Annotated in this window: 19 protein-coding genes and 1 tRNA gene; 14 read left to right on the top strand and 6 right to left on the bottom strand. The window is 68.5% G+C overall.

Going from position 1 to position 22,254, the window contains the following annotated elements; genetic code table 11:
- The first annotated feature begins 61 nt into the window (after nucleotides 1–61).
- Nucleotides 62–562: a hypothetical protein gene (locus tag KME82_RS07465; protein ID WP_215497953.1), complete on the top strand. Its 501-nt coding sequence runs from the start codon at nucleotides 62–64 to the stop codon at nucleotides 560–562.
- 1,013 nt (nucleotides 563–1,575) lie between these two features.
- On the opposite strand, the gene KME82_RS07460 is transcribed toward KME82_RS07465, so the two are convergent.
- Nucleotides 1,576–2,967 (bottom strand): S8 family peptidase, encoded by a 1,392-nt coding sequence (locus tag KME82_RS07460; protein WP_252255656.1) that lies wholly within the window; start codon nucleotides 2,965–2,967, stop codon nucleotides 1,576–1,578.
- 259 nt (nucleotides 2,968–3,226) lie between these two features.
- On the opposite strand from KME82_RS07460, the gene KME82_RS07455 reads away from it, so the two are divergent.
- The 12 genes from KME82_RS07455 to KME82_RS07405 all read left to right on the top strand — a co-directional run bounded on the left by KME82_RS07455 (nucleotide 3,227) and on the right by KME82_RS07405 (nucleotide 17,581).
- Nucleotides 3,227–4,099 (top strand): DUF6689 family protein, encoded by an 873-nt coding sequence (locus tag KME82_RS07455; protein ID WP_215497952.1) that lies wholly within the window; start codon nucleotides 3,227–3,229, stop codon nucleotides 4,097–4,099.
- Nucleotides 4,100–4,177: 78 nt separating this feature from the next.
- Nucleotides 4,178–5,176: a GAF domain-containing protein gene (locus KME82_RS07450; protein ID WP_252255655.1), complete on the top strand. Its 999-nt coding sequence runs from the start codon at nucleotides 4,178–4,180 to the stop codon at nucleotides 5,174–5,176.
- Nucleotides 5,173–8,523 (top strand): serine/threonine-protein kinase, encoded by a 3,351-nt coding sequence (locus KME82_RS07445; protein ID WP_252255654.1) that lies wholly within the window; start codon nucleotides 5,173–5,175, stop codon nucleotides 8,521–8,523. The genes KME82_RS07450 and KME82_RS07445 overlap by 4 nt, the downstream gene beginning before the upstream one ends.
- Nucleotides 8,520–9,236: a sensor histidine kinase gene (locus KME82_RS07440; RefSeq protein ID WP_215497951.1), complete on the top strand. Its 717-nt coding sequence runs from the start codon at nucleotides 8,520–8,522 to the stop codon at nucleotides 9,234–9,236. The genes KME82_RS07445 and KME82_RS07440 overlap by 4 nt, the downstream gene beginning before the upstream one ends.
- Nucleotides 9,237–9,318: 82 nt before the next feature.
- Nucleotides 9,319–9,966: a response regulator gene (locus KME82_RS07435; protein WP_215497950.1), complete on the top strand. Its 648-nt coding sequence runs from the start codon at nucleotides 9,319–9,321 to the stop codon at nucleotides 9,964–9,966.
- A 295-nt stretch (nucleotides 9,967–10,261) separates the two neighbouring features.
- The gene (locus tag KME82_RS07430) at nucleotides 10,262–10,744 is read left to right on the top strand and encodes an LEA type 2 family protein (RefSeq protein ID WP_215497949.1); all 483 of its coding nucleotides are present in this window, start codon (nucleotides 10,262–10,264) and stop codon (nucleotides 10,742–10,744) included.
- A gap of 137 nt (nucleotides 10,745–10,881) precedes the next feature.
- Nucleotides 10,882–12,672: an acyl-CoA dehydrogenase C-terminal domain-containing protein gene (locus KME82_RS07425; RefSeq protein WP_215497948.1), complete on the top strand. Its 1,791-nt coding sequence runs from the start codon at nucleotides 10,882–10,884 to the stop codon at nucleotides 12,670–12,672.
- A 9-nt stretch (nucleotides 12,673–12,681) separates the two neighbouring features.
- Nucleotides 12,682–12,951: a DUF6053 domain-containing protein gene (locus tag KME82_RS27060; RefSeq protein WP_430538802.1), complete on the top strand. Its 270-nt coding sequence runs from the start codon at nucleotides 12,682–12,684 to the stop codon at nucleotides 12,949–12,951.
- A 364-nt stretch (nucleotides 12,952–13,315) separates the two neighbouring features.
- Nucleotides 13,316–13,828, top strand: coding sequence for an HNH endonuclease (locus tag KME82_RS07420; RefSeq protein WP_343123614.1), 513 nt, complete (start codon nucleotides 13,316–13,318; stop codon nucleotides 13,826–13,828).
- Nucleotides 13,829–13,969: 141 nt separating this feature from the next.
- Nucleotides 13,970–15,184, top strand: a complete 1,215-nt coding sequence (locus KME82_RS07415) for a hypothetical protein (protein ID WP_215497947.1) — start codon at nucleotides 13,970–13,972, stop codon at nucleotides 15,182–15,184.
- A gap of 197 nt (nucleotides 15,185–15,381) precedes the next feature.
- Complete coding sequence (gene dxs, locus KME82_RS07410; protein WP_215497946.1) at nucleotides 15,382–17,289, top strand: 1-deoxy-D-xylulose-5-phosphate synthase; 1,908 nt, start codon at nucleotides 15,382–15,384, stop codon at nucleotides 17,287–17,289.
- A 13-nt stretch (nucleotides 17,290–17,302) separates the two neighbouring features.
- Nucleotides 17,303–17,581, top strand: coding sequence for a hypothetical protein (locus tag KME82_RS07405; RefSeq protein ID WP_215497945.1), 279 nt, complete (start codon nucleotides 17,303–17,305; stop codon nucleotides 17,579–17,581).
- A 45-nt stretch (nucleotides 17,582–17,626) separates the two neighbouring features.
- Here the strand turns inward: KME82_RS07405 and KME82_RS07400 are convergent, their stop codons facing one another.
- Genes KME82_RS07400 through KME82_RS07390 form a run of 3 tightly spaced genes read right to left on the bottom strand, consistent with a single transcriptional unit; the run spans nucleotide 17,627 to nucleotide 19,928 of the window.
- The gene (locus KME82_RS07400; protein WP_215497944.1) at nucleotides 17,627–17,959 is read right to left on the bottom strand and encodes a DUF3325 domain-containing protein; all 333 of its coding nucleotides are present in this window, start codon (nucleotides 17,957–17,959) and stop codon (nucleotides 17,627–17,629) included.
- Nucleotides 17,960–17,971: 12 nt separating this feature from the next.
- Nucleotides 17,972–19,552 (bottom strand): PepSY-associated TM helix domain-containing protein, encoded by a 1,581-nt coding sequence (locus KME82_RS07395; protein WP_215497943.1) that lies wholly within the window; start codon nucleotides 19,550–19,552, stop codon nucleotides 17,972–17,974.
- A gap of 25 nt (nucleotides 19,553–19,577) precedes the next feature.
- Nucleotides 19,578–19,928, bottom strand: a complete 351-nt coding sequence (locus KME82_RS07390; RefSeq protein ID WP_215497942.1) for a hypothetical protein — start codon at nucleotides 19,926–19,928, stop codon at nucleotides 19,578–19,580.
- Between the two features lie 258 nt (nucleotides 19,929–20,186).
- Here KME82_RS07390 and KME82_RS07385 point away from each other — a divergent pair, with 258 nt between their 5' ends.
- Nucleotides 20,187–21,203, top strand: a complete 1,017-nt coding sequence (locus KME82_RS07385; RefSeq protein ID WP_215497941.1) for a TraB/GumN family protein — start codon at nucleotides 20,187–20,189, stop codon at nucleotides 21,201–21,203.
- Between the two features lie 422 nt (nucleotides 21,204–21,625).
- Here KME82_RS07385 and KME82_RS07380 read toward each other — a convergent pair whose 3' ends face one another.
- Entirely contained in the window at nucleotides 21,626–21,892 is a 267-nt protein-coding gene (locus KME82_RS07380) for a DUF2845 domain-containing protein (protein WP_215497940.1), read from the bottom strand.
- Between the two features lie 280 nt (nucleotides 21,893–22,172).
- Nucleotides 22,173–22,249 (bottom strand) — tRNA-Pro (locus KME82_RS07375).
- Nucleotides 22,250–22,254 lie beyond the last annotated feature (5 nt).

Raw genomic sequence — 22,254 nt, 5'->3', positions numbered from 1 at the left:
TTGCGCCGACGGCCAGGATGGCCGCTCGGTTTGTCTCGCTGGGACGATGCGGGACGCGTGCATGAAGGCAGCGAATTGGGTCCAGGATTCGGTCCGCGCGCTGCCCCGCTACCTCCTCGTACTGGCCGCTGTCTCGGCGCTGGCGCTGTTGGCCCGAGCAGCGGCTCCTTCTGCTTCGGCCCGTTCTGCTTCGGCGCTTCCTGCTTCGGCCCTTTCTGCTTCACCCCTTTTTGCCTCACCTGCGCCTGTTTGGCCCGAGTTTGCTTCGGGCATTTGCGTTGCGCCCGCGTACGTTTCGGGTGCGGCCGTCTCGACACTGCACGCTGTGTCTGGACCTGCAGACGCCGCCTTCGCCGGACGCCTCGCCGCTCGCACACCGGCCGTCTCGCGCGCAGCCGCCTATTCCCACGAGCACGACGCGCTGGTCGCGGCGCTGTCGCAGCGCGCGTCGTCGCTACCTGGCGGCCTGGGCGTTTTGCGTCGTGACGAAGTGTCACCGTCCGCGGCGGCGCGGTTCAACATCGCGCCGGGCGATCCTCGCGCTCCTGCAGCGGCGCGCTGACGGATTGCGGACGCGGGACTTGCCGGCGTCGTTAGCTGACTCGTGAGTCTCGTGCGCGACATCCCGGCACTCATTCGTCGCGTCGCCTTGCTACCGCGCCGCGTCGAACCGAATCATCCGATTCATCACGCCGACCCGAAGTCTCTGCGCAAGGGGCTATCGCCCCGACGCCCTTCGATCAGGTCGTAACTAGAGATTCGAAGCGATCGGAACGAGGAGCGTCAGGGCTGAAGCCCCTCCCACAAAAGATTTCCAGGCGACACGGCAAGCCAATACAGGCGCGCCGTATCGCACTCATCCGAACCATTCGTCTCACCACGCCGATCCGAAGTCCCTGTGGGAGGGGCTTCAGCCCCGACGCCTTTCGATCAGGTCGTAACTGGAGACTCGGAGCGATCGGAACCAGGAGCGTCGGGGCTGAAGCCCCTCCCACAAAAGATTTCCGGGCAACGCGGCAAGCCAATACAGGCGCGCCGTATCGCACTCATCCGAACCATTCGTCTCACCACGCCGATCCGAAGTCTCTGTGGGAGGGGCTTCAGCCCCGACGCCTTTCGATCAGGTCGTAACTAGAGATTCGGCGCGATCGGAACCAGGAGCGTCGGGGCTGAAGCCCCTCCCACAAAAGATTTCCGGGCGATGCGGCGAGCGAGCGCAGGCGCGCCGTATTGCACTCATGTGAACCCGTCGTGTCACGACGCCGACTTGAAGTCTCTGCGAGAAAGGCTCTCTCCGACGCATTCCGATCAGGTCGCCCCAACGTTCCAAGCGCCTCGCTGCGCCAGTCGAAGCCAACCAATCGCAACCTATCGCAGCCGGCGACCGCCCGCCGCGCGACTCGGCTCCTGCCCCCGCAACCGCAAGCACAAAAAAACGGGTATCCGCACCCAACCGGATACCCGTTCATGACAACAGTTGCCGCGTTCGGAGAGACGCCCGCGGCATCGGGCACGCGAGGCCGCGGACGGGGTGCGGACCGGTACGACCAGAGCGGCCGGTCCAGACTCGGTGGATCAGTAGGCGTTCGCGACCCCGACCGCCTCGTAGGCGTCGACGTGGCCGCTGCCGACTTCGAAACGCTGCCGGCCCGCCATCGGGTTGGCGGTCTGGCTGAGGATCTGCTTGACCTCCAGCGGCTTGAGCGAGGGCTTGGCCTCGAACAGCAGCGCGACGATGCCGGCCACGTGCGGGGTCGCCATCGAGGTGCCGCTCATGTGGGTGTAGAACGGCAGCCGCGCGCCGAGCGAGGCGTCCTGCTGGATCGCCAGCAGCGGCAACGCGCCGGTCAGGGCGCGGGTCGAGACGATGTCGACGCCGGTCGCGACCAGGGTCGGTTCGTTGACATAGGTCCAGCGCTGGCCGTCGGGCATGGTGAAGCTGCCGGTCTCGCCCGGATTGCCGCGCGAGGAGAAGTCGGCCAGGGTGCCGTCCTTGTTGCCGGCGCCGACCGAAATCACCCACGGCGCCTGCGCGTAGGGATTGTGGGTATTGGCGCCGGGGCCGTCGTTGCCGGCGGCGAACACGCTGACGATGCCGTTCTTGTAAGCCTCGTAGGTCGCCAGGCTGACCGGATCGGTCGGGTCGAAGGTGCCCGAGGAACCCCAGGAATTGGAGATCACCTTGATCGGCGAGGCGAAGCTGTTCTTGTGCGAGATCGCGTAGTCGAAACCGCCGACCGCATCGAGGATCGAGATCACCGCGCCCGAGCCGTAACCGACCAGATCCGCGCCGGTGGCGACGCCGCGGTACAGCCCGGCGGACTGCGCGCCGCTGCCGCCGACGGTGCCGGCGCAATGGGTGCCGTGACCGGAGCTGATGTCGGTGTTGAGCTGGTTTTCCAGCACCGTCACCGGCAGGAAGTCGACGACCGAATGCAGATTGGTCAGCGCCTGCACGTTCTGGACCACGCGCTGGCCGTACTTGAGATCGGCGTGGGTGGCGTCGATGCCCGAGTCGTTGATCATCACCGCCACGCCCTTGCCGGTGAACGGCGTGGTGCGGCCGAAGTCGCCCGGATTGGCCTGCACGCGGTTGACCCCGGACAGCTCGCGCGCTTCCTGGTTGTAATAGGTCAGCGGCTTGTTGAGATGGATCGACAGCACGTCGCCGCGCTGGGCCAGGGCGCGGATCTGCGCCGGGGTGGCCAGGGCGCCGGCGATCGGCAGCGCGCGCATGCTCACGCCGGTGTCGATGCCCAACAGCTTGAGCGCCTGCAGTTGGCTCGCGCGCAGCGGGCCGTTCTGGTTGTAGGAGACGATCACTTCCAGCGGCTTGGCGGCCTGCGCGGTGCTCAGCGCGGTTTCCAGCGCGGCGCCGAGGCGGGCTTCGGCGAAGCTCATGCCGCTGGCCATCATGCCGACGGCCAGAGCGGAGAATTTGAGGAGGGTGCGGCGGCTGAGTTGCATGTTCGGCGAAACTCCCTGGTAGGCCCCCACAGCTGGGGTGACCTACCTTGGCGCGCATGGCGGTTGCGGCGACATCCGGGAGACCGCCCAGCCGGCATAGGGAAAAACCCCTACAGACCGGCCGGGAAACCCGCAGTAGGCTGTGCAAACCCGGACCGGCAGCGCAGGATCGCTGCGACGGGGAACCCGGATTGCGACCAAACCGGGCTTGGCAGTCACGCCGGCGCGCAAGCCCGGTACGCAACAGGGGGTAAGGACCATGAGACACACGTTCGCGCCGTCGCCGGCTCCGCGCCGGGGCGCCGCCTGGCTCGCCTGGACACTCACCGCCCTGTGGCTGTTCGCCGCCAGCGCACAGGCGCAGACCCTGCCGATCAGCGTCAGCGCCAGCGGCAACCACGCCGAGGCGAGCATCACCCTGCCCGGCCTGCCCGGTTCGCCGCTGGCCGAAGTGCTGCTCGATTTCGAGGACGCCAGCGGGCTGAGCGCCTACAGCCTGGGGATCAGCGCGCGCGCGGTCAGCCTCAGCGAGGCCGACCTGCTCGCGCGCCTGCCCGATGCCGACACCACCTTGCAATCGGCGCTGCCGGTGATGGTCACCATCGAACCGCCGCGCTACGGCGGCCTGCGCTTCAACGGCACCGGCCGGGTCGAGTTGCACACCCACCTGCTGCCCTACGCCGCCGGCAGCCGGCTGCGCCTGTTCAAGGCGCCGGTCGGCGGCGCGTTCCGCGACATCACCGACGAAATCGCCGCCGGCAGCGTGCGCGCGCGCGGCACCTACGGCGGCTTCTCGCAGTTCCTGATCCTGGCCGACCTGCGCCCGACCGGCACGGTCATCGCCAACAAGATCCAGCGCCTGCGCAACCGGGTCGACCTGCTGCCGCTGGCCGAACGCGCGGCCTTCGACGACCTGCTCGACGATGTCGAAAGCGCCCTGGCGGTGTCCGACTACGCCGCCGCCCTGGCCGCGACCGACGACGTCCGCGGCCGCGCGCAGACCCGCGCCGGCGCGTACATCGCCAACACCTGGCGCGCGACCCGCACCCACCGCAACCATGCCGGCGAGCTCGCCGCCGGCGCCGCGACCCTGCGCTTCAGCATCGCCTTCCTGCGCGACTACGGCCCGTAGTACGGCCGCCGATACGGCCGACCGAAACGCGACGGCGAGCAGGCGCGGGACGTCGCGGCCGCGCGCTAAGATGCGGCCATGCCGGCTCGCCTGATCGCTTACCCGCCCGAAGCCGCCGCCATCAGCCGATGGATACCCGACGGCTCGCGCGTGCAGATCGGCCGCGACAGCGACTGCGGGCTGCGCATCGACCACCCGACCGTGTCGCGCAGCCACGCCGAATTGCTGCACGACGAAAACGGCTGGCAGTTGCTCGACCTGGGCAGCAAGAACGGCTCGCACGTCGACGGCATCGAGATCAGCCGCGCGCGGCTCGACCCGGGCGAGTGCTGGCTGCGGTTCGGCGATGTGCTGTGCGAATTTTCGGTGATCGACGAAGTGCGCGCGCACGATCAGCAACAACGCCAGCGCGCGCAGCGCGACCTGTCGGCGGCGTGGACGCGCCGGATCGAGGTCGAACGGCTCGGCATCGGCGCGACCGCGATCGCGGTGGCCGAAACCCGTCCCGAAGCCGCCGCGCCCGCGCCCGTCAATGCCGCGCCCGCACACCCCGAACCCGACCGCCGCGATCCCGGCGCCAGCCTCGCCGACGACATCCTGCGCGGCGTGGTCGAACTGGCCGGCTGCAGCCGCGGCTTCCTGCTGCTGGCGCAGGACGGCGACTTCATCGTCCGCGCCAGCCTGATGCTCGATCGCGACGCGCTGCAGCAGCGCGCGTTCTCCGGCAGCGTCGGCGCGGTCCAGCGCTGTCTGGCCGAACGCCGGCCGATCGTGGTCAACTGGATCGCCGACGAACTGTGGCTGGCGCGCCGCGCCTCGGTCCTCGCCGGCGGCCTCAAGAGCCTGGTCTGCCTGCCGCTGCTGCACGCCGGGCGGGTGCTCGGCGCGGTCTATGCCGACCGCCGCGGCGCCGGCGAGGCGATCAGCGAATTCGACCTGGAACTGCTGTGCGCCTTCGCCGACAGCGCCGCACTGTGGCTGCTCGCGCAGCGCGCGTTCGACGCACTGGCGCCCGATCCGGCCGGGTCGGCGCAACGCTGGGGCCGGATCGTCGACGCGCAGGTCACCACGCCGTGAGCGAACCGACCGCGACCGGCATCTACACCCAGCACAGCCTCAAGCCTGGCGCGATGCTGGCCGGCCGCTTCCGCATCGAAGCGCTGCTCGGCGTCGGCGGCATGGGCGTGGTCTACCGCGCCCGCGACACCGCGCTCGACGTCGAGGTGGCGCTGAAACTGCTGCGTCCGGAGCTGGCCGCGCGCGGCGACGCGTTCGAACGTTTCCGCCAGGAACTGCTGACCGCGCGTCAGGTGTCCAGCCCGCGGGTGGTGCGCATCCACGACCTGATCCGGCACGAGCAGCAGTGGCTGATCGGCATGGACCTGATCGACGGCGAGGCCCTGGACAAGCGCCTGGACCGCGACGGCGCACTGCCGCTCGACGATGCGATCGCGATCGCGCGGCAGATCGCCGAGGGCCTGGCGGCGGCGCATGCGCGCGGGGTGATCCATCGCGATCTCAAACCGGCCAACGTCCTGATCGACCGCGCCGGCGACGCCTACATCAGCGATTTCGGCGTGGCCCGCTCGCTGGCCGGCAGCGGCCTGACCCAGACCGGCGCGATCGTCGGCACGCCCGACTACCTCTCGCCCGAACAGGCGCGCGGCGAACCCAGCGACGGGCGCAGCGATCTATACGCCCTCGGCCTGATCCTGCACGAAATGCTGACCGGCAAGATGCCGTTCGACGGCGGCACGATCAGCGAAATCCTGGCCCAGCGCATGCTGCGCACACCGCCGCCGGTCAGCCGCCTGCGCGCCGACACGCCGGTGTGGCTGGTGCGTTTGGTCGACCGGCTGCTGCGTTCGCAACCCGCGCATCGGCTGCAAAGCGCGCAGGCAGTGATGCAGGCGATCGATACCCGCCACGTCGCGCGCGACTGGCGGCCGGATAAGAAGTTATGGATCGCCGCGGTGAGCGCTGCGTTGCTTGCTGCGTTGGCTGCGGGCATGTGGCTGTGGCGCTCTCCATCGCCTACGACGGCATCGGCCGTATCGGCGACACCGGTGGCGGCGACGCTGCATCGGATCGTGGTGTCGCCGTTGCAGGCGCCGGCCGGCGCGGTCGACGCCGCACAGGCGCGCGCCTTCACCGCTTTACTGCGAGAAGCGCTCGCCACCCTGCCCGGCCTGGCCGTGGTCGACGACGAACGCAGCCAGCAGGCGATCCGTCAGCTCGATCCCAGCGGCGCCGCGCCGCCGAGCGCCGCCGACCTGGCCCGGATCGCGCGCGCCGATCGCATCGTGTCGCTGCAACTGAGCCGGCACGAAGGACAGTGGCGAATGCAGGCGCAGTTGCACGACGGCGCCGCCGCGCCGCGCATCGTCGCGACCGGCGACGGCGCCACCGCGTTGCGCGCGTTCAACGAGTTGATCGCCTCGCAGCGCTTGACCGATCTGCCCGGCGTGCGGGCTTCGCCGCCGCCGTTGCCGCTGCCTTCGTCCGATGCGGCCTTGCGGGCTTACGGTGCGGGCCTGATCGCGCGCCAGAACAGCGACATCGCCGCGGCGATCGCGGGTTTCTCCGAGGCCACCGCGCAGGCACCGAACTTCGTTTCGGCATGGCTGGCGCTGGCCGATGCGAACCAGGCCGCCGGCGATCTCGACGCCGCCTATGCCGCGCTGGAAAACAGCCCGCAGCCCGGCCAGGGCAACGCGCCGATGCAGGCCTACGTGTCGGCGCAACGCGCGCAACTCGATGGCGACGCGCAGGCCGCGACGAACTACTGGCGCCAGCGTGTGCGCACGACGCCCGACGACACCTACGCCGCGCTCGGCCTGGCGCGCGCGCTCGGCGCAGGCGGCGACCCAGCCGGCGCGATCGCGCAGTCGCGCACGCTCAGCGAACGCGATCCCGACGACCCGCGCGCCTGGTTCGAACGCGGCAAGTTCTCGATCCTGCACGGCCAGGCGCAGCAGGCGGTCGACGACTATCTGGTGCGCGCGCTGGTGCTGTACAAGCGCAGCGGCAATCGCTACGGCGAAGGCGAAACCGTCAACGCGCTCGGCATCGGCTATGCGCGGCTGGGCCAGAACGATCACGCCCAAGCGCAGTACCGGCAGGCGGTGGAACTGCGCCGCGCGGTCGGCAACCGGCGCGGGCTGGCGACCAGCCTGCGCAATCTCGGCAATGTGCTGGTGCTGACCGGCCAGTTCGACGAAGCCCAGCGCAGCCTGCAGCAAGCGCGCGAACTGCACGCCGCGCTCGACGATCGCCACGGCCTGGCCGCGGTCGAAAACGAACTGGGCCTGCTCGCCGAGGAACGCGGCGACTACCCCGGCGCGCTGGCCGCGTTCCGGCGCGCCCTGTCGGCGTGGCAACAGGCCGGCGATGCCGGCGGCACCGCGCAGGCGCTCAACGACATCGGCTTCGCCCACTACCAACTCGGCGCCTACGACGACGCCGAAGCCTATCTGCAGCAATCGCAGGCGGCCTACGCCAAGCTCGATGACGAAACCGGGCGCATCCGCACCGCGCAGAACCTCGGCCAGCTCGCCACCGCGCGCGGGCAATGGCCGCTCGCGCGCGAACGCCTGCACTCCTCGCTGCGCGATGCGCTGGCCAAGCAGATGATGGAAGAGGCCGCGGTGAGCCGGCGCAATCTGGCCGAACTGGAACTGATGCAGGGCCATCTCGGCGCGGCGCTGGAGCAGGCCGCGCAGGCCGACGCCTTGTTCCGCCAGCGCAGCGATGCGCGCGGCCAGGTCGATGTCGGTCTGCTGCGCACGCAAGCGCTGCTACGCGCCGATGCCGACCATCAGGCGCGCAAGCGCCTGGCCGAACTGACTGCGCAGATCGCCGCGGCTTCGTCCGAGCAGCGCGGCATCGCCGCGCTGTTGCAGGCCGAACTGGCGCGGCGCGCGAACGATCGCGACGGCGCGCGGCGCGCGCTGGCCGAGGCGCAGCGCGACGCGCAGGCCTCGGGCGTGCGTCTGCTGCAATTGCAGGTGGCGTTGCAGGCGGCCGGCGATGCTCGCCTGCCCGCGGCCGTGGACGCGCAGATCGCCGCGCTCGGCCACGCCGGCCTGCGCCTGCAATGGACCCAGGCGCGCATGCGCGACGCGCTGGCGCGACACGACCCAACCGCCGCGCTGCGCATCTATCGCGACATCCAACCCGTGCTGCGCCGTGGCGACAACCTCGAAGCCGCCGCACTGCACACGCTGGCCGCGGGCGCCGCGCGCGCGGCCGGCGACAAGACGCTCGCAGCGACCGCCGAGAACGACGCCGCGACCGCGCGGCAACGCCTGCGCGAACAATTGCCGCCGGCCTTGCGCGCCGGCGCGGAGCGCGCGGCGCTGGCGCAAACTCCGCCCCACGCACCGCCGCAAGCCGAACCCGACATCGCAACACCACGCCCATGAACGACGCCGCCGAACTGCGCGAGTTGTACCAGCAACTGCTCGAGCGCCTGGAGCGCAACGAGCGCGAGTTCCGCCGGCTCGGCCGCGCGGTGTGGAAAGTGCAGGAGGACGAACGTCGCCGGATCGCGCGCGACCTGCACGACGGGGTCGGCCAGAACCTCACCGTGCTCAAGCATCGCCTGCACGAACTCGACGCGGCCTTGCCGACGCAGCCGGCCGGCTTGCGCGACACCGTCGCCGCCGCGCTGGCGCTGTGCGGCGACACCCTGGAAGACACGCGCGAACTGTCGCGCCTGCTGCGGCCGCCGATCCTCGACGACCTCGGCCTGGAAGCGGCATTGCGCTGGCTGGTGCGCAGCCAGAGCCAGGCCAGCGGCGCGCGGGTCGACCTGCAGATCGATGCCCTGCCCGAGCTCGACGGCGAACTGCAGACCCTGCTGTTCCGCGTCACCCAGGAAGCGCTGACCAATGCCGCCAAGCACGCCGCCGCGAGCCACGTGCAGGTGCGTCTGCAACGCCAGGGCGCGGCGCTGTCGCTGGAGATCGAAGACGACGGCCGCGGCTGCGATCCCGCGCTCGCGCTCGGCAGCGGCGGCACCGGCCTGGGCGGCATGCGCGAACGCCTGCGCCTGTACGGCGGTCGCCTGCACATGCGCGGCGCGCCCGGCGCGGGCTTGCGCGTGAGCGCGCAGGTGCCGCTGGATTACACATGAAATGCACTTGATCGACACGTCCGTTTCGCCTGCACCGATGGTCGCGCTTGACGCCCGCCGCGACCCTGCTCACCCTGCGACGATGCCGTCTGTGCCCGTACGCGTCCTGATCGCCGACGACCACACCATGGTCCGCGAAAGCCTGGTCCAGTTGCTGCGCGGCGGCGGCATCGACGTCGTCGCCCAGGCCGCCGACGGCCTGGACACGCTCAGGCAGGCCGAGGCCACGCGCCCGGACGTGGTCGTCACCGACCTGTCGATGCCGCGCCTGAGCGGGCTGGAAGTGATCCGCCGCCTGTACGAAACCCTGCCCGACACACGCGTGCTGGTGCTGACCATGCACCAGGAGGACGAGTACATCCTGCAGGCGGTGCGGGCCGGCGCGACCGGCTACATGGTCAAGGACAGCCCGGCCGCCGAACTGCTCGCCGCCGTTCACAGCGTGCATGCCGGCAAGGGCTATTTCGGCCCGCAGGCGGCACGCGCGCTGGCCGAGCAACTGCGTCATCCCGAACGCGACCTGGGCGATCCCTACGGCCGCCTGACCGCGCGCGAACGCGAGGTGTTCCACCTGATCGCCGAGGGCCTGACCACCAAGGAGATCGCGCGCCAGCTCAGCATCAGCGTGAAGACCGCGGAGAATCATCGGGCGCGGGTGCTGGACAAGCTCGGGGCGCGCAATACCGTGGAGTTGGTGCGGTATGCGTTGCGCAAGCGGTTGCTGGACTGAGCTGGGGGCGGTGGCTTGCGGGGTGAAGCGAATCCCCCGCGCTGTTGGCTATGACCTGATCGCGGTCTGGCGCCGGGCGCTTGCCCCCTGTTCCAAAGTGGGCACCGATCCACGCGCCGCCCCAGATCGCTGCGAACCCGGCCGGAAACTTCCCCCCTTTGAAAAAGGGGGGCCAGGGGGATTTGCTCCACCCGCCGACGCACCCGCCACAAGCCGCCCACCCCGTCCCTGCCGGCCCCACCATGCGCCGTAGTATCCTCGCCTGCCAATCTGGCGATAGCGACGGAGCAGCGGCATGAAAGCAGGGGCCTGGGTGCGGATAGTCGGTCTGACGATGATGGTGGCGCTGCTGACCAGTTGCGGCACCGGGCCGGTCCGCCGCGTCTCCGAGCCGGCCGCGCGCATTCAGCAGCTGACCGTGCATGCCAACGGCAGTTGGGCGGTGGAAGTGCGGATCGAGAACTTCAGCAGCATCCCGATGCGCTTTGACCGCTTCGACCTGCAGCTCAAGCTCGGCGAGGACGCCGCCGGCCAGTTGCAGGCCCAGCCGGGCCTGTCGATCGGCCCCGAATCGGCCGACGTGATCAAGGTCGAGCTGACCCCGAGCAGCGCAGCCAAGCTCGCCATCGCCGACGCCCTGTCCGGCGGCCGCAGCCTCAACTACAGCCTCAAGGGCGACATCTTCGCCACCCCCGACGAAGCCAAGCAGCGCACCTACACCATCGAGCGCAGCAGCGCGCTGAGCCCGGCGCCTGGGTTGCCTGGGGTGATGCGGTAAGGCCGGGAATTGGGAATCGGGAGTCGGGAATCGGAAAAGCAAAAAGCCCGACGCCCCGCTCTCGTTGCGTTCCCACCCGTCCCTCGCAGCTTCGCTTTTCCGATTCCCGATTCCCCATTCCCCATTCCCGGACAACCATGAGCACCTACAAAGCCCCCCTCACCGACATGCGTTTCGTGCTGTTCGACCTGCTCGGCGCCGAAGCGCAGTTCCAGCGCCTGGGTTACGCCGACGCGACCCGCGACACGCTCGATGCCGTGCTCGAAGAAGGCGCGCGCTTCAACGAAACCGTGCTCGCGCCGCTCAACAGCATCGGCGACCAGATCGGCTGCAGCCACGACAAGGCCACCGGCGCGGTCACCACGCCGCCGGGCTTCAAGCAGGCCTACACCCAGTTCGTCGAAGGCGGCTGGTCGGGTCTCACCGCCGAAGTGAAGTTCGGCGGCCAGGGCCTGCCGCACGCGGCCGGCGTGCCGCTCAAGGAAATGATCGACGCGGCCAACCTGGCCTGGGGCAACTTCCCGCTGCTCTCGCACGGCGCCACCGAAGCGCTGCTACATCACGGCGAGGAATGGCAGCAGGACGTGTTCCTCAAGCCGCTGGTCGAAGGCCGCTGGACCGGCACCATGTGCCTCACCGAACCGCATTGCGGCACTGACCTGGGCCTGCTCAAGACCCGCGCCGAACCGCAGGCCGACGGCTCGTATTCGATCAGCGGCACGAAGATCTTCATCACCGCCGGCGAGCACGATCTCACCGACAACATCATCCATCTGGTGCTCGCGCGCCTGCCCGACGCACCGAGCGGCAGCAAGGGCATTTCCTTGTTCATCGTGCCGAAGATCAAGGTCGCGCGCGACGGCAGCGTCGGCGAGGCCAACGCGGTGCGCTGCGGCAGCCTCGAACACAAGATGGGCATCCACGGCTCGGCCACGTGCGTTATGAATTTCGACGGCGCGCAGGGCTATCTGATCGGCCAGCCGAACAAGGGCCTGATGGCCATGTTTACGATGATGAATACCGCCCGCCTCGCGGTCGGTCTGCAAGGGCTTGGCCTGTCCGATCGCGCGCTGCAGAACGCGCTGCGCTATTCGCGCGATCGCCTGCAGATGCGTTCGCTGTCGGGCACCAAGTTCCCGGACCTGCCGGCCGACCCGATCATCGTCCACCCCGACGTGCGGCGCATGCTGCTGACCTGCAAGGCGCTGGTCGAAGGCGGCCGCGCGATGGGTTACGACGCCGCGCTGCAGGTCGACATCGCCCACGCCGCGCCGGACGAAAAGGAACGCATTGAGGCCGACGCGCTGATCGGTTTCATGACCCCTATCGTCAAGGCGTGTCTGACCGAATGGGGCGTGGAGTGCACGTATCACGCGCTGCAATGCTTCGGTGGCCACGGCTACATCGCCGAGCACGGCATGGAGCAGCTCGCCCGCGACGCGCGCATCACCACCTTGTACGAAGGCACCACCGGCATCCAGGCGCTCGACCTGCTCGGCCGCAAGGTCATGCAGCTGCAGGGCGCGGGCCTGCAGGTGATGCTGGCGAAGATCGAGGCGTTCTGTGCCGAAAACGAAGGCAACGCCGCGGTCGCCGAATTCGTCGCGCCGCTGCGCAAGATCGCGGCCGAATGGATGCAACTGACCATGAGCATCGGCAAGCGCGCGGCGGCCAATGCCGACGAAGTCGGCGCGGCGGCGTACGACTACCTGTTCTATTCGGGCTACGTGTCGCTGGCCTACTGGTGGGCGCGCAGCGTCGCCGCCGCCGAGGCCTCGAAACAGTCGCAGGGATTCAAGGACAGCAAGCGCGAAACCGCGCGTTTCTACTTCAGCCGCATCCTGCCGCGCACCCAGGCGCACAAGGCCGCGATCGACAGCGGCGTCGCGCCGCTGATGGACCTGTCGGCCGAAGGCTTCGGCGACTGAGTTCGTCGAATGCGAGAGCGTCGATGCCTGGAGTCTGTTTACCGCAGGCTCTCAGGCTCGGCGCTGCTGGTCGCGCGGCGGTGCAGTTTCGATGCGATCGGAGCGAACAGCATCGGGGCTGAAGCCCCTCCCACAAGAGCCAAAGCCCTGCGCCAGAAGTCGTCGTCAGGAGCAGGTGCGGCCAGAAGCAGGCGCAAGCCACGAGGTCTTTTGTGGGAGGGGCTTCAGCCCCGATGCTTTCCGCTCAGCCACAACGCCACTCCATCGCAAGCGGCCTGAAACCCAGCGCATCGAGAGCCCCTCCTCGACCACCGCAGCACTGCGCCACGCACCTGACAACGGCCCACCGACACCCAAGCCCATCCCCAACCGCCGGTCGGTCGACCACAGGTCGCCGCCGTCTACACAAAATGTAATCCAGAGGGTATAAGCTGGATCCCCGATGGAGACCGATAGAGCGAAGATCCGCCTGGTCCGAACCGGAACCCACGCTGAAATGCTTCAGCGTGAGCCGGATGCCTCGGGTGTCCCCGATCCTTACTCGCCGTGGCTCGGCCCACGCGCGGTTCCGCGCAACGCCCTGGAACGACTCAACTCGGTGCGGCTGCTGTCGCTCGACGCGCACGGGCGGGTGCTGGACTGGATGAACTGGCAGGAAGCCAGCTGCCTGTACGCACGCGGCGCGGTCGCCTGGACCCTCGGCGAACCCTGCCTGGAAGTGCATGGCGGCATCAACCGCTTCACCGGCGAGCGCAGCGTGCTCGAACTGCATCCCATCGTCGCCGCGCGCGGCCATGCGCGCCCCGGCGCGCTCGATCCCACGCCCACCCTGACCAACGCCGCGCTGTTCGCGCGCGACGGCCATCTGTGCATGTACTGCGGCCACGACTTCCACCGCCCGCACCTGACCCGCGACCACGTCGTGCCGGTGTCCAAGGGCGGCCGCGACCTGTGGGAGAACGTGGTCGCCGCCTGCTTCGCCTGCAATTCGCGCAAGGGCAACCGCACCCCGCAGCAGGCGAGCATGCCGCTGCTGGCGGTGCCGTACCGTCCCAGCTGGGTCGAGCATCTGATCCTGTCCAACAGGAACATCCTGGCCGACCAGATGGCGTTCTTGAAAAACCAGCTGCCGAAGAAAGCGCGCCTCAACGGCTGAAGTCGTGAAGCGCGTCGCAGTATTCGCAAAACAGCCGCACCGAATGTGCCAATCAGTGCGCATATGCGACGTCAAGCGCGCGTTGACGACAATCCAGTCGTCCCGGACACTCGTCGCCATCGACTTACGGATGTAACCAAGATGCCTTTGACCCTCGGTCTGACCGGTATGGACCCGGCGACGGAGTCTGCTTTGCAGACGGCCTTCAAGGTCGCCAACGCGCAACTCGGCGGTCACTGGGATCTCGTGCCCGAGCAACAGGCCGATTTCGTCGTGGTCGACATGGACAGCATGTACGGCCCGATGAGCTGGCTGCGCCTGCACGCCTCGGGCAAGTCGGTGATCGCGCTGACCGCCGCGCAGCGCACCCAGGCCGACTATCTGCTGGCGCATCCGTTCAGTGCCGACTCGATGTCGACCCTGCTCGGCGAGATCGCGACCCTCAGCGGCCACGCGATCGCCAAGCCCGCGCCCGCCGCGGCGCCGACCGCGGTCGAGATTCCCAAGCAGCCGCGCACCGATCCGACCGCGGCGCTGCCCGACGTGGTGGTCGACCTGCTCGAAACCGACCTGGCCCAGGCCAAGGCGGCCGCGCAGCAAGCCGCGCCGGCGCCGGTGGTTACGACTCCCGCAGCACCTGCTCCCGCCGCGCCTGCGCCGGCTGCGCCCGCTCCGGTTGCTTCCGCTCCGGTCGCCGCAGCGCCTGCCGCACCCGCGCCGACGCCGATCGCAGCCGCTACCCCACCGGCAGCCGCTACGCCCGTCGCCGCGAACCCGGCCGTCCCCAGCATCACCGCGCGCGGCGATGGCCTGCTCGACTGGCTGGTCGCCGGCCGCCTGCGCGGCCTGCTGCGCGTGGGCAGCGGCGAAGAACGCCTGCTGATCGACGCCGATCAGCGCAAATACCACGGCCCGGCCGCGCTCAAGCCGCTGGCGGCGCTGTTCGACCGCGGCTTCGCCCCGTCCGAATTCGAACTGCTGCCCGCCGCGCAGTGGGACAGCGCCGCCGCCCAGCTCGGCGCGGCGATGCCGCTGGCGCGGCTGGTGTGGTTCGGCAACCTGCTGGCCGGCCACGGCCGCCTCGCCCCGGGCTACGACCCGCAGCGCCGCTACCGCATGACCAAGTGGCCGCAGACCGAGCGCGAATACCCCAAGCATTTCCGCATCGCCACGGTGATGATGAAGGCGCCGTCGACGGTGGCCGAGATCGCCGAGGCCAGTGGCGTGACCGAGGCCGAAGTCGCCGATTTCATCAACGCCAACCTCGCCACCGGCTTCGCCGAGGCCGAGGGCGATCCGACCCCGGCCGAGCCGGCCAAGTCCGGCGGCCTGTTCGGGCGCCTGCGCGGTCGCTGAGTCGGCTGCGACGAATCGTCGCGGCCGCATCACCTCCGCATCGTCGCGGCCAACGCCGCGACGGTCGCAAAACCGCGATTCCGCCCGCTTAGGCACGCTTTTGCGGTCACGCGGCTGAACATCAAACCGTCACACTTCTTGCTCGCCTCACGCGGGGGCGGGACAATGCCCGACTAGCAGAACGCCAGATGGTCGGAATGATCGATTCGCAGCGCTACCCGCGTCTTTCCCGCATCCAGGTCCCCGCCGATCTGCGCCGCTTTCCTGAAGAGGAACTGCCGGCCATCGCCGAGGAGCTGCGCGCCTATTTGATCGAACAGGTCGCGCTGGTCGGCGGCCACTTCGGCGCCGGCCTGGGCGTGATCGAACTCACCGTCGCCCTGCACTGGCTGTACGAGACTCCGGTCGATCGCCTGGTCTGGGACGTGGGCCATCAGTGCTACCCGCACAAGATCCTGACCGGCCGCCGCGACGAGATTCACACCGTCAAGCAGCAAGGCGGCGTCGCGCCGTTCCCCAAGCGCGACGAGTCGCAATACGACACCTTCGGCGTCGGCCACAGCTCGACCTCGATCTCGGCCGCGCTCGGCATGGCGATCGCCGCGCAGCGCAAGAACGACGAGCGCAAGATCGTCGCGGTGATCGGCGACGGCGCGATGACCGCCGGCATGGCGTTCGAAGCGCTCGCCCACGCCGGCGGCATGACCGATCCGGAACCGAACCTGCTGGTGATCCTCAACGACAACCAGATGTCGATTTCCGAGAACGTCGGCGGCGTCACCAAGATGCTCGGCCGGCTCACCGGCAGCCGCACGCTCAACGCCATCCGCGAAGGCGGCAAGAAGCTGCTCGGCGACAAGCGCAAGCCGGCGGCCAAGTTCGTGCGCCGCTGGGAAGAACACTGGAAGGGCATGTTCGTGCCGTCCACGTTCTTCGAGGAAGTCGGTTTCCATTACACCGGTCCGATCGACGGCCACGACCTGCCCGCCCTGCTCGGCGCGATGAAGACGCTCAAGGGCCTCAAGGGTCCGCAGCTGCTGCACATCATCACCACCAAGGGCAAAGGCTACGAACTCGCCGAAGGCGACCAGATCGGCTATCACGCGGTCGGCCCGTTCGATCCCGAGAAGGGCCTGATCAGCAAGCCCGGCGCGAAGAAGCCGACCTACACCGACATCTTCAGCGAATGGCTGTGCGACATGGCCGCCGCCGACGAACGCCTGATGGGCATCACCCCGGCGATGCGCGAAGGCTCGGGTCTGGTGCGTTTCAGCAAGGACTACCCGCAGCGCTATTTCGACGTCGCCATCGCCGAGCAGCACGCGGTGACGCTCGCGGCCGGCATGGCCTGCGAAGGTGCGAAGCCTGTCGTTGCGATCTACTCGACTTTCCTGCAGCGCGGCTACGATCAGTTGGTGCACGACGTCGCGATCCAGAACCTCGATGTGCTGTTCGCGATCGATCGCGGCGGCGTGGTCGGGCCGGACGGCGCCACGCATGCCGGCAATCTGGATCTGTCCTACCTGCGCTGCGTGCCGAACATGGTGGTGATGGCGCCGGCCGACGAAGACGAATGCCGCAAGATGCTCAGCACCGGCCATCGTTACGAAGGCCCGGCCGCGGTGCGTTATCCGCGCGGCACCGGTCCCGGCACGACGATCCAGCCCGGCCTGGACACCTTGCCGATCGGAAAGGCCGAACTGCGCCGTCAGGGCTCGCGCATCGCCCTGCTCGCCTTCGGCGCGATCGTGCCCGCGGCCGAACAGGTCGCCGCCGAGTTGGGGCTGACCGTGGTCAACATGCGCTTCGTCAAGCCGCTGGACCGTTCGCTGATTCTTGAATTGGCCAAGAGCCACGAAGGCTTCGTCACCCTGGAAGACAACGTCGTCGCCGGCGGCGCCGGCAGCGGCGTGGCCGAATTGCTGGCCGCCGAAGGCATCGTGCTGCCGGTGTTGCACCTGGGCCTGCCCGACGAATTTCAGCACCACGCCAGCCGCGAACAGCTGTTGGCCGAAGCGGGACTGGATGCGGCGTCGATTCGCGCGTCGGTGCTCAAGCGCTGGCCGCAAGTGCTGGCGGTGCCGCCGCAGACCGCGATCAGGTGAGCGAGTCGATCGGATGAGCGAACCGGCCGCATCGTCGATGGCGATGAAGCGGCTGCTCGCCCTGCTCGGATCGATCGCCGCGTACAACGACAAAGGCTGGCAGTGGTCCGGCCACGATGCCGCGCACAGCGAAGCCTTGCGCGCCGGTTGGTCGCTGGAGATACGCGATTTGCTCGACACGATCGAAACCGATGCGCTGCCGGCGCCGCTCAGGCAGGAATTGCTGACCCGCGCGCCGGTGCAGGACGGCGATGGCGTCTACGTCGAGAAATTGAAGCGCTGGATCGTTTGAGGCGCAGCGCCAGCGACGATCGCGTCGTCGCGATGGATGATCGTTTCAACCGGCCCAGAACGGAATCAGCACCACGGCGCTGAGCAGCGCGACCGCGGCGATCTTCGTGCTCGCGCGCGGCAGCATCGTCATCAGCACACTCCAGGCCAACGCCGAAATGATCAACGCGGCGGTCCAGAAGATCGGCCCCTGCGCCCAGCCCCAGCCGTAGACGAACAAGCCGAAATCCACCGCCAACAGCAGCCATCCGGCCGCGCGCAACAGGCGCGCGCGCGAGGCGTCGAAGGCGCTGGCGAACACCTGCCGATGGTGCTTTTCCAGCCCCAGGCTCAACAGGCACCACGCGGCGATTCCCAGGCACAGACCCAACCAAAGCATGCGCACGCCTCCTCAGCGATCCGCGAGCGCGGGCTGGTTGCCCGACTCGTTGCCGCGCTCGGCGCGACGCGGCTTGCGCTCGACGATCGGCTGACGCGCCTTGACGAAACTGTTGCGCGCCAGCAGCGCGAATCCCGCGCCCAGCGCGAACGCGGTCAGGTCAACCGCGGCCAGCGACCAGTCGCCGCGCGCGATCGTCGCGAGCAGGTGACTGTTCGGCGAAGTCGCCAGATTCACCAGCGGAATCAGCGCGAACGCCACCGCGTTGATCGCGAAGAACTGGCCCCAGCCGCGCTTGTGCACCGCCGGGATCGCCGCGTACAGCGTGGCCGCGATCCAGACCGCGCAGAACACGGTGATCTCGGCGTTGGCGCGTTGCGCGATCTCGGCCGGCATCAGCCGGTTGGCGATCACCATCGCCGCGCTCGCCAGCGGTAAACCGCCGACCACGCCGAGGTTGAGCGCCTGCACCAGGCCGTAACCCGATGCGCTGCCGGCCTCGGCGATCTTCTTCGCGCGCTTGCTGACCCACACCTGCATGCCGCTGGCGATCATCACGCAGCCGGCCAGGCCCATCACGAAATACAGCCAGCGCAGCGCGCTGCCGCCCCACTGCGCCATGTGCATGCCGCCGAGGAAGGTGTAGGTCTTGTAGCCGGCCTGCGGCGCGCCCGACTGATGCAGGAACTTGCCGTCGTTGGCGTCGTAGAACACCGAGTCGAAGTTCCAGGCCACGTTGCGGCTGTGATCGCCGCCGAAGGAAATCGTAGCGCTGGTGTCGTCGGGGTGATGCACGCTGACCCAGGTGATCGGCTGGCCCAGGCGCTGACGCGCATCGGCGACCAATTTGTCGACCGGATAGATCGTCTTCAGCGCCTTGCCGGTTTCCGGCCGCTCGTAACTGTCCGCGGCCTCGACGAAGAATTTCTCGACATCGCCGTTGTAGGCCGCGTTCAACCCGGCCGGCATGTAGTTGGCGACGAAGATCGCCACGCCGGTGTAGGCGATCATCAGATGGAACGGCAGACCGAGCACGCCGGTCAGGTTGTGGCCGTCCAGCCACGCGCGCTGGCCGCCGGTCTTCGGCCGGAAGGTGAAGAAGTCCTTGAAGATGCGCTTGTGGATCACGATGCCGGTCAGGATCGCGATCAGCATGAACATGCCGGCGATGCCGACGATGTACATGCCCCACAGCGGCGAATGCAGGTTGAAATGCAGAGTGAAGAAGAACTCGCCGCCGGCGGTTTCGGGAATCTTCTTGCCGGTGGCCGGGTCGAGACTGAGCAGGTCCGGATCGCCGGCGTCGTAGTACACGCCGCCTTCCAGTGACTTGCTGCGTTCGCTCGGCAAGGTCACGTAGTACGCGTGCGGATGCGGCTTGGACACGTTCTGCAACTGGACGATGGCCTGGTCCAGGTCGACGCTTTCGCCGCTGCGCTCATGGCCGTGCAGCGCCGGCTGCATCCAGTGAGTGAGTTCCTTGTCGAAGCAGGCGATCGTGCCGCCTACGAAGATCACGAACAGCAACCAGCCGATCACCAGCCCGGCCCAGGTATGCAGCCAGGCCATCGCCTGGGAGAAGGAATTCTTCATGCGCTCGCCCTCATGCTGCAGTCGTTCACGGCCGCGCCGCCGCTTCGGGGAACAGCAACGCCACCGCGTACATCGCGCCCGCCCACAGCGCCAGCACCCAGCACGCGCGCCAGGCGCTGCGCGCAGCGAAGGCGTACATCGCCGCCGCGCACCACACGAAGAAGCAGAGCAGACTCGCCGCAACCACCCGGTCATTGCGCGCGAACGGCAACACCACCGTGCCGAACGCGGTGAATCCATACGCGACCAGGTACCCGATCACGATCGCGGCGAGCGAGCGCAACGCGACTCCACCGCGATACTCCCACGACAGGGTCGGACGCGGCTTGCGCGAGGCAACGGAGGCGGAGGCCGTGGGGGCGAGCGTGTCGGTCATGCGCAGTTCGTAGGCGGACGGGGGCCGGGCCAGCTTCCTGCCGCGCGGTCGGACGCCCGCAGCGGCGGGCCAGCGATCAGTCTAATTGGCAATGGTTCTCATTTGCAAACCATTAGCGGTCGCGGATCGCACCGAACCGGTGACGCAAACCCGCCTTGTCGGACCGGTCCGGTTACATATGAGTACACAGCGGCGACCGGGGAACGGCTACGATCCGGCTTCCGCCGAGCCCTCATCCCCCGCTCAGGAGCGTTACGGATGCGTCGTGCCCTCATCGTCCTCGCCTTGCTGGCGCTGCTGCCCGGCGCCACCGCCGCGCAGACCGCGCCGACCCCGTCCGCCGCCGCCCCGCCGAGCGGCGACATCCGCGATTTCGACACCCTGGTGGTCACCGGCGAACAGCCCGGACCCGGGCTGTGGAAAGTCATGCGCGGCGGTCACGTGCTGTGGATCCTCGGCACCCTGAGCCCATTGCCGAAGGACATGACCTGGCTGTCGCGCCAGGTCGAGGCGACCATCGCCGAATCGCAGGAAGTCATCGCCCCGCCCTCGGTCAGCTTCGGCACCGAACTGGGCGTGGTGCGCACCATGATGCTGATCCCGACCGCGCTCAAGGCGCGCAAGAACCCCGACGGCAAGACCCTGCAGGAAGTGGTCCCGGCCGACCTCTACGCGCGCTGGACCACGCTCAAGGCGCGCTACATCGGCCGCGACGGCGGGGTCGAGAAATGGCGCCCGATCTTCGCCGCGCAGGAGTTGTACGAAGCGGCGATCAAACAGTCCGGAATGTCGCTCAAGGGCGTGGTGCAGCCGGTGGTCGACAAGGCCGCCAAGCAGCACGACGTGCCGATCACCGAAGCGCGCGTGACCCTGAAGATCGACGACCCCAAGGCCACCTTGAAGGAATTCTCGGCCAGCGCGCTCGACGACCGCGAATGCTTCGCCAAGACCTTGTCGCGGATCGAAAGCGACCTCGAATCGATGCGCGCGCGCGGCAACGCCTGGGCGATCGGCGACATCGCCACCCTGCGCACCCTGCCGCAGGGCGACCAATACCGCACCTGTCTGGAAGCGCTTGCCGCGACCGGCGTGGCCAAGCGCCTCAACCTCGGCGACCTGCGCCAGCGCGTCACCGCGCAATGGCTGGAGCGCGCCGAAGACGCGATCGCGAAGAACAACAGCACCTTCGCGACCTTGCCGGTGGCCGACCTGCTGGAAACCGGCGGACTGCTCGATAAGCTGCGCGCGGCGGGGTATACGGTCGAGGACCCGTAGGGCGTGATTCGTGATTCGTGATTTTCGAACGAGCATCGATTCGCGGCGTAGGCCACGCAATCTCTGTGGGAGGGGCTTGAGCCCCGACGCTTTCCGGTCCGACGACGAAATCAACCGACATCGGGTACGGGCCGTTCGAACTGTCACGCGATCCCGCATAACCAGGCCTCGTCGCGCGACATCGGCATCGGCGGTCGCGATCTACGCTGACAGAACTCTAAACCACGAAGCCCCGGCTTTCGCCAGGGGCTGCGCCTGCAACTCGATCAATGACCAGAACCGCGGATTAGAACCGACGACGCTCGGTGTTCAGACCGGAGCAACGGCGGCGACATGCGACCGACACGAAGCGAACTACGTGATGCGAACCGCCAAGAAGACGTTCACCCGCGCTGTGCAAACACCGCTTTGCGTTTACGGCCTTAGAAAACCTCGCTGATCGCCACCACGTGCCCATCACGAACCGTGATCAGCACTGTCTTGTTGCCCACGTAATACTCGAAGCGTTCGCCGTTGTTGGCGCCGAACTTGTTCTGCAGCTGCACGACGCGGTCGGGCTTGCCCGCGACTTGGTAAACCTTGCCGGCGCTGTCGCCGACGGTGACCAGTTTGCTGCCGAAGGCCACCGACTGGGCCCAGGCGGGGACTGCCAGCAGCAGCGAAAGGACGATTGCGGCCAGGTAGCGCATAGGAACTCCTTTCCACATTGGGGGAGCGCCGAGCATACCGCCGCGATTTTGGGCATGTCTTCGACCAATGGTCGGAATCGGCCAGCCCACGGAGCTTCATCTGCGCGCGATTCAGCGCCGGTGCGCGACGGCCGGCTGCGCGCCGGCGCTTCTGGCGGGAAGCCTCGCATAGCCTCGTCTCGCCGCATCGGCATCGCCGCGTGGCTGGAAGGGAGGCCGCCGATCCCCCAGAAACACGAAACCCCGGCTTTCGCCAGGGCTGCGTTTACGGCTCGATCAGTGGTCGGGACGGCCGGATTTGAACCGACGACCCTCTGCCCCCCAGGCAGATGCGCTACCAGGCTGCGCTACGCCCCGACATG

Origin of the sequence: Lysobacter capsici (assembly GCF_018732085.1) — a bacterium.
GTDB lineage: Bacteria > Pseudomonadota > Gammaproteobacteria > Xanthomonadales > Xanthomonadaceae > Lysobacter > Lysobacter capsici_A.
This window is presented reverse-complemented; position numbering and strand designations above follow the sequence as displayed.

Coding starts and splice junctions, on each gene's coding strand:
- KME82_RS07395 (WP_215497943.1), bottom strand. CDS start 19,552: ATGAAGAATTCCTTCTCCCAGGCGATGGCCTGGCTGCATACCTGGGCC.
- KME82_RS07440 (WP_215497951.1), top strand. CDS start 8,520: ATGAACGACGCCGCCGAACTGCGCGAGTTGTACCAGCAACTGCTCGAG.
- KME82_RS07430 (WP_215497949.1), top strand. CDS start 10,262: ATGAAAGCAGGGGCCTGGGTGCGGATAGTCGGTCTGACGATGATGGTG.
- KME82_RS07455 (WP_215497952.1), top strand. CDS start 3,227: ATGAGACACACGTTCGCGCCGTCGCCGGCTCCGCGCCGGGGCGCCGCC.
- dxs (WP_215497946.1), top strand. CDS start 15,382: ATGATCGATTCGCAGCGCTACCCGCGTCTTTCCCGCATCCAGGTCCCC.
- KME82_RS27060 (WP_430538802.1), top strand. CDS start 12,682: ATGCGAGAGCGTCGATGCCTGGAGTCTGTTTACCGCAGGCTCTCAGGC.
- KME82_RS07390 (WP_215497942.1), bottom strand. CDS start 19,928: ATGACCGACACGCTCGCCCCCACGGCCTCCGCCTCCGTTGCCTCGCGC.
- KME82_RS07450 (WP_252255655.1), top strand. CDS start 4,178: ATGCCGGCTCGCCTGATCGCTTACCCGCCCGAAGCCGCCGCCATCAGC.
- KME82_RS07420 (WP_343123614.1), top strand. CDS start 13,316: ATGAACTGGCAGGAAGCCAGCTGCCTGTACGCACGCGGCGCGGTCGCC.
- KME82_RS07400 (WP_215497944.1), bottom strand. CDS start 17,959: ATGCTTTGGTTGGGTCTGTGCCTGGGAATCGCCGCGTGGTGCCTGTTG.
- KME82_RS07435 (WP_215497950.1), top strand. CDS start 9,319: ATGCCGTCTGTGCCCGTACGCGTCCTGATCGCCGACGACCACACCATG.
- KME82_RS07415 (WP_215497947.1), top strand. CDS start 13,970: ATGCCTTTGACCCTCGGTCTGACCGGTATGGACCCGGCGACGGAGTCT.
- KME82_RS07465 (WP_215497953.1), top strand. CDS start 62: ATGAAGGCAGCGAATTGGGTCCAGGATTCGGTCCGCGCGCTGCCCCGC.
- KME82_RS07405 (WP_215497945.1), top strand. CDS start 17,303: ATGAGCGAACCGGCCGCATCGTCGATGGCGATGAAGCGGCTGCTCGCC.
- KME82_RS07460 (WP_252255656.1), bottom strand. CDS start 2,967: ATGCAACTCAGCCGCCGCACCCTCCTCAAATTCTCCGCTCTGGCCGTC.
- KME82_RS07380 (WP_215497940.1), bottom strand. CDS start 21,892: ATGCGCTACCTGGCCGCAATCGTCCTTTCGCTGCTGCTGGCAGTCCCC.
- KME82_RS07425 (WP_215497948.1), top strand. CDS start 10,882: ATGAGCACCTACAAAGCCCCCCTCACCGACATGCGTTTCGTGCTGTTC.
- KME82_RS07385 (WP_215497941.1), top strand. CDS start 20,187: ATGCGTCGTGCCCTCATCGTCCTCGCCTTGCTGGCGCTGCTGCCCGGC.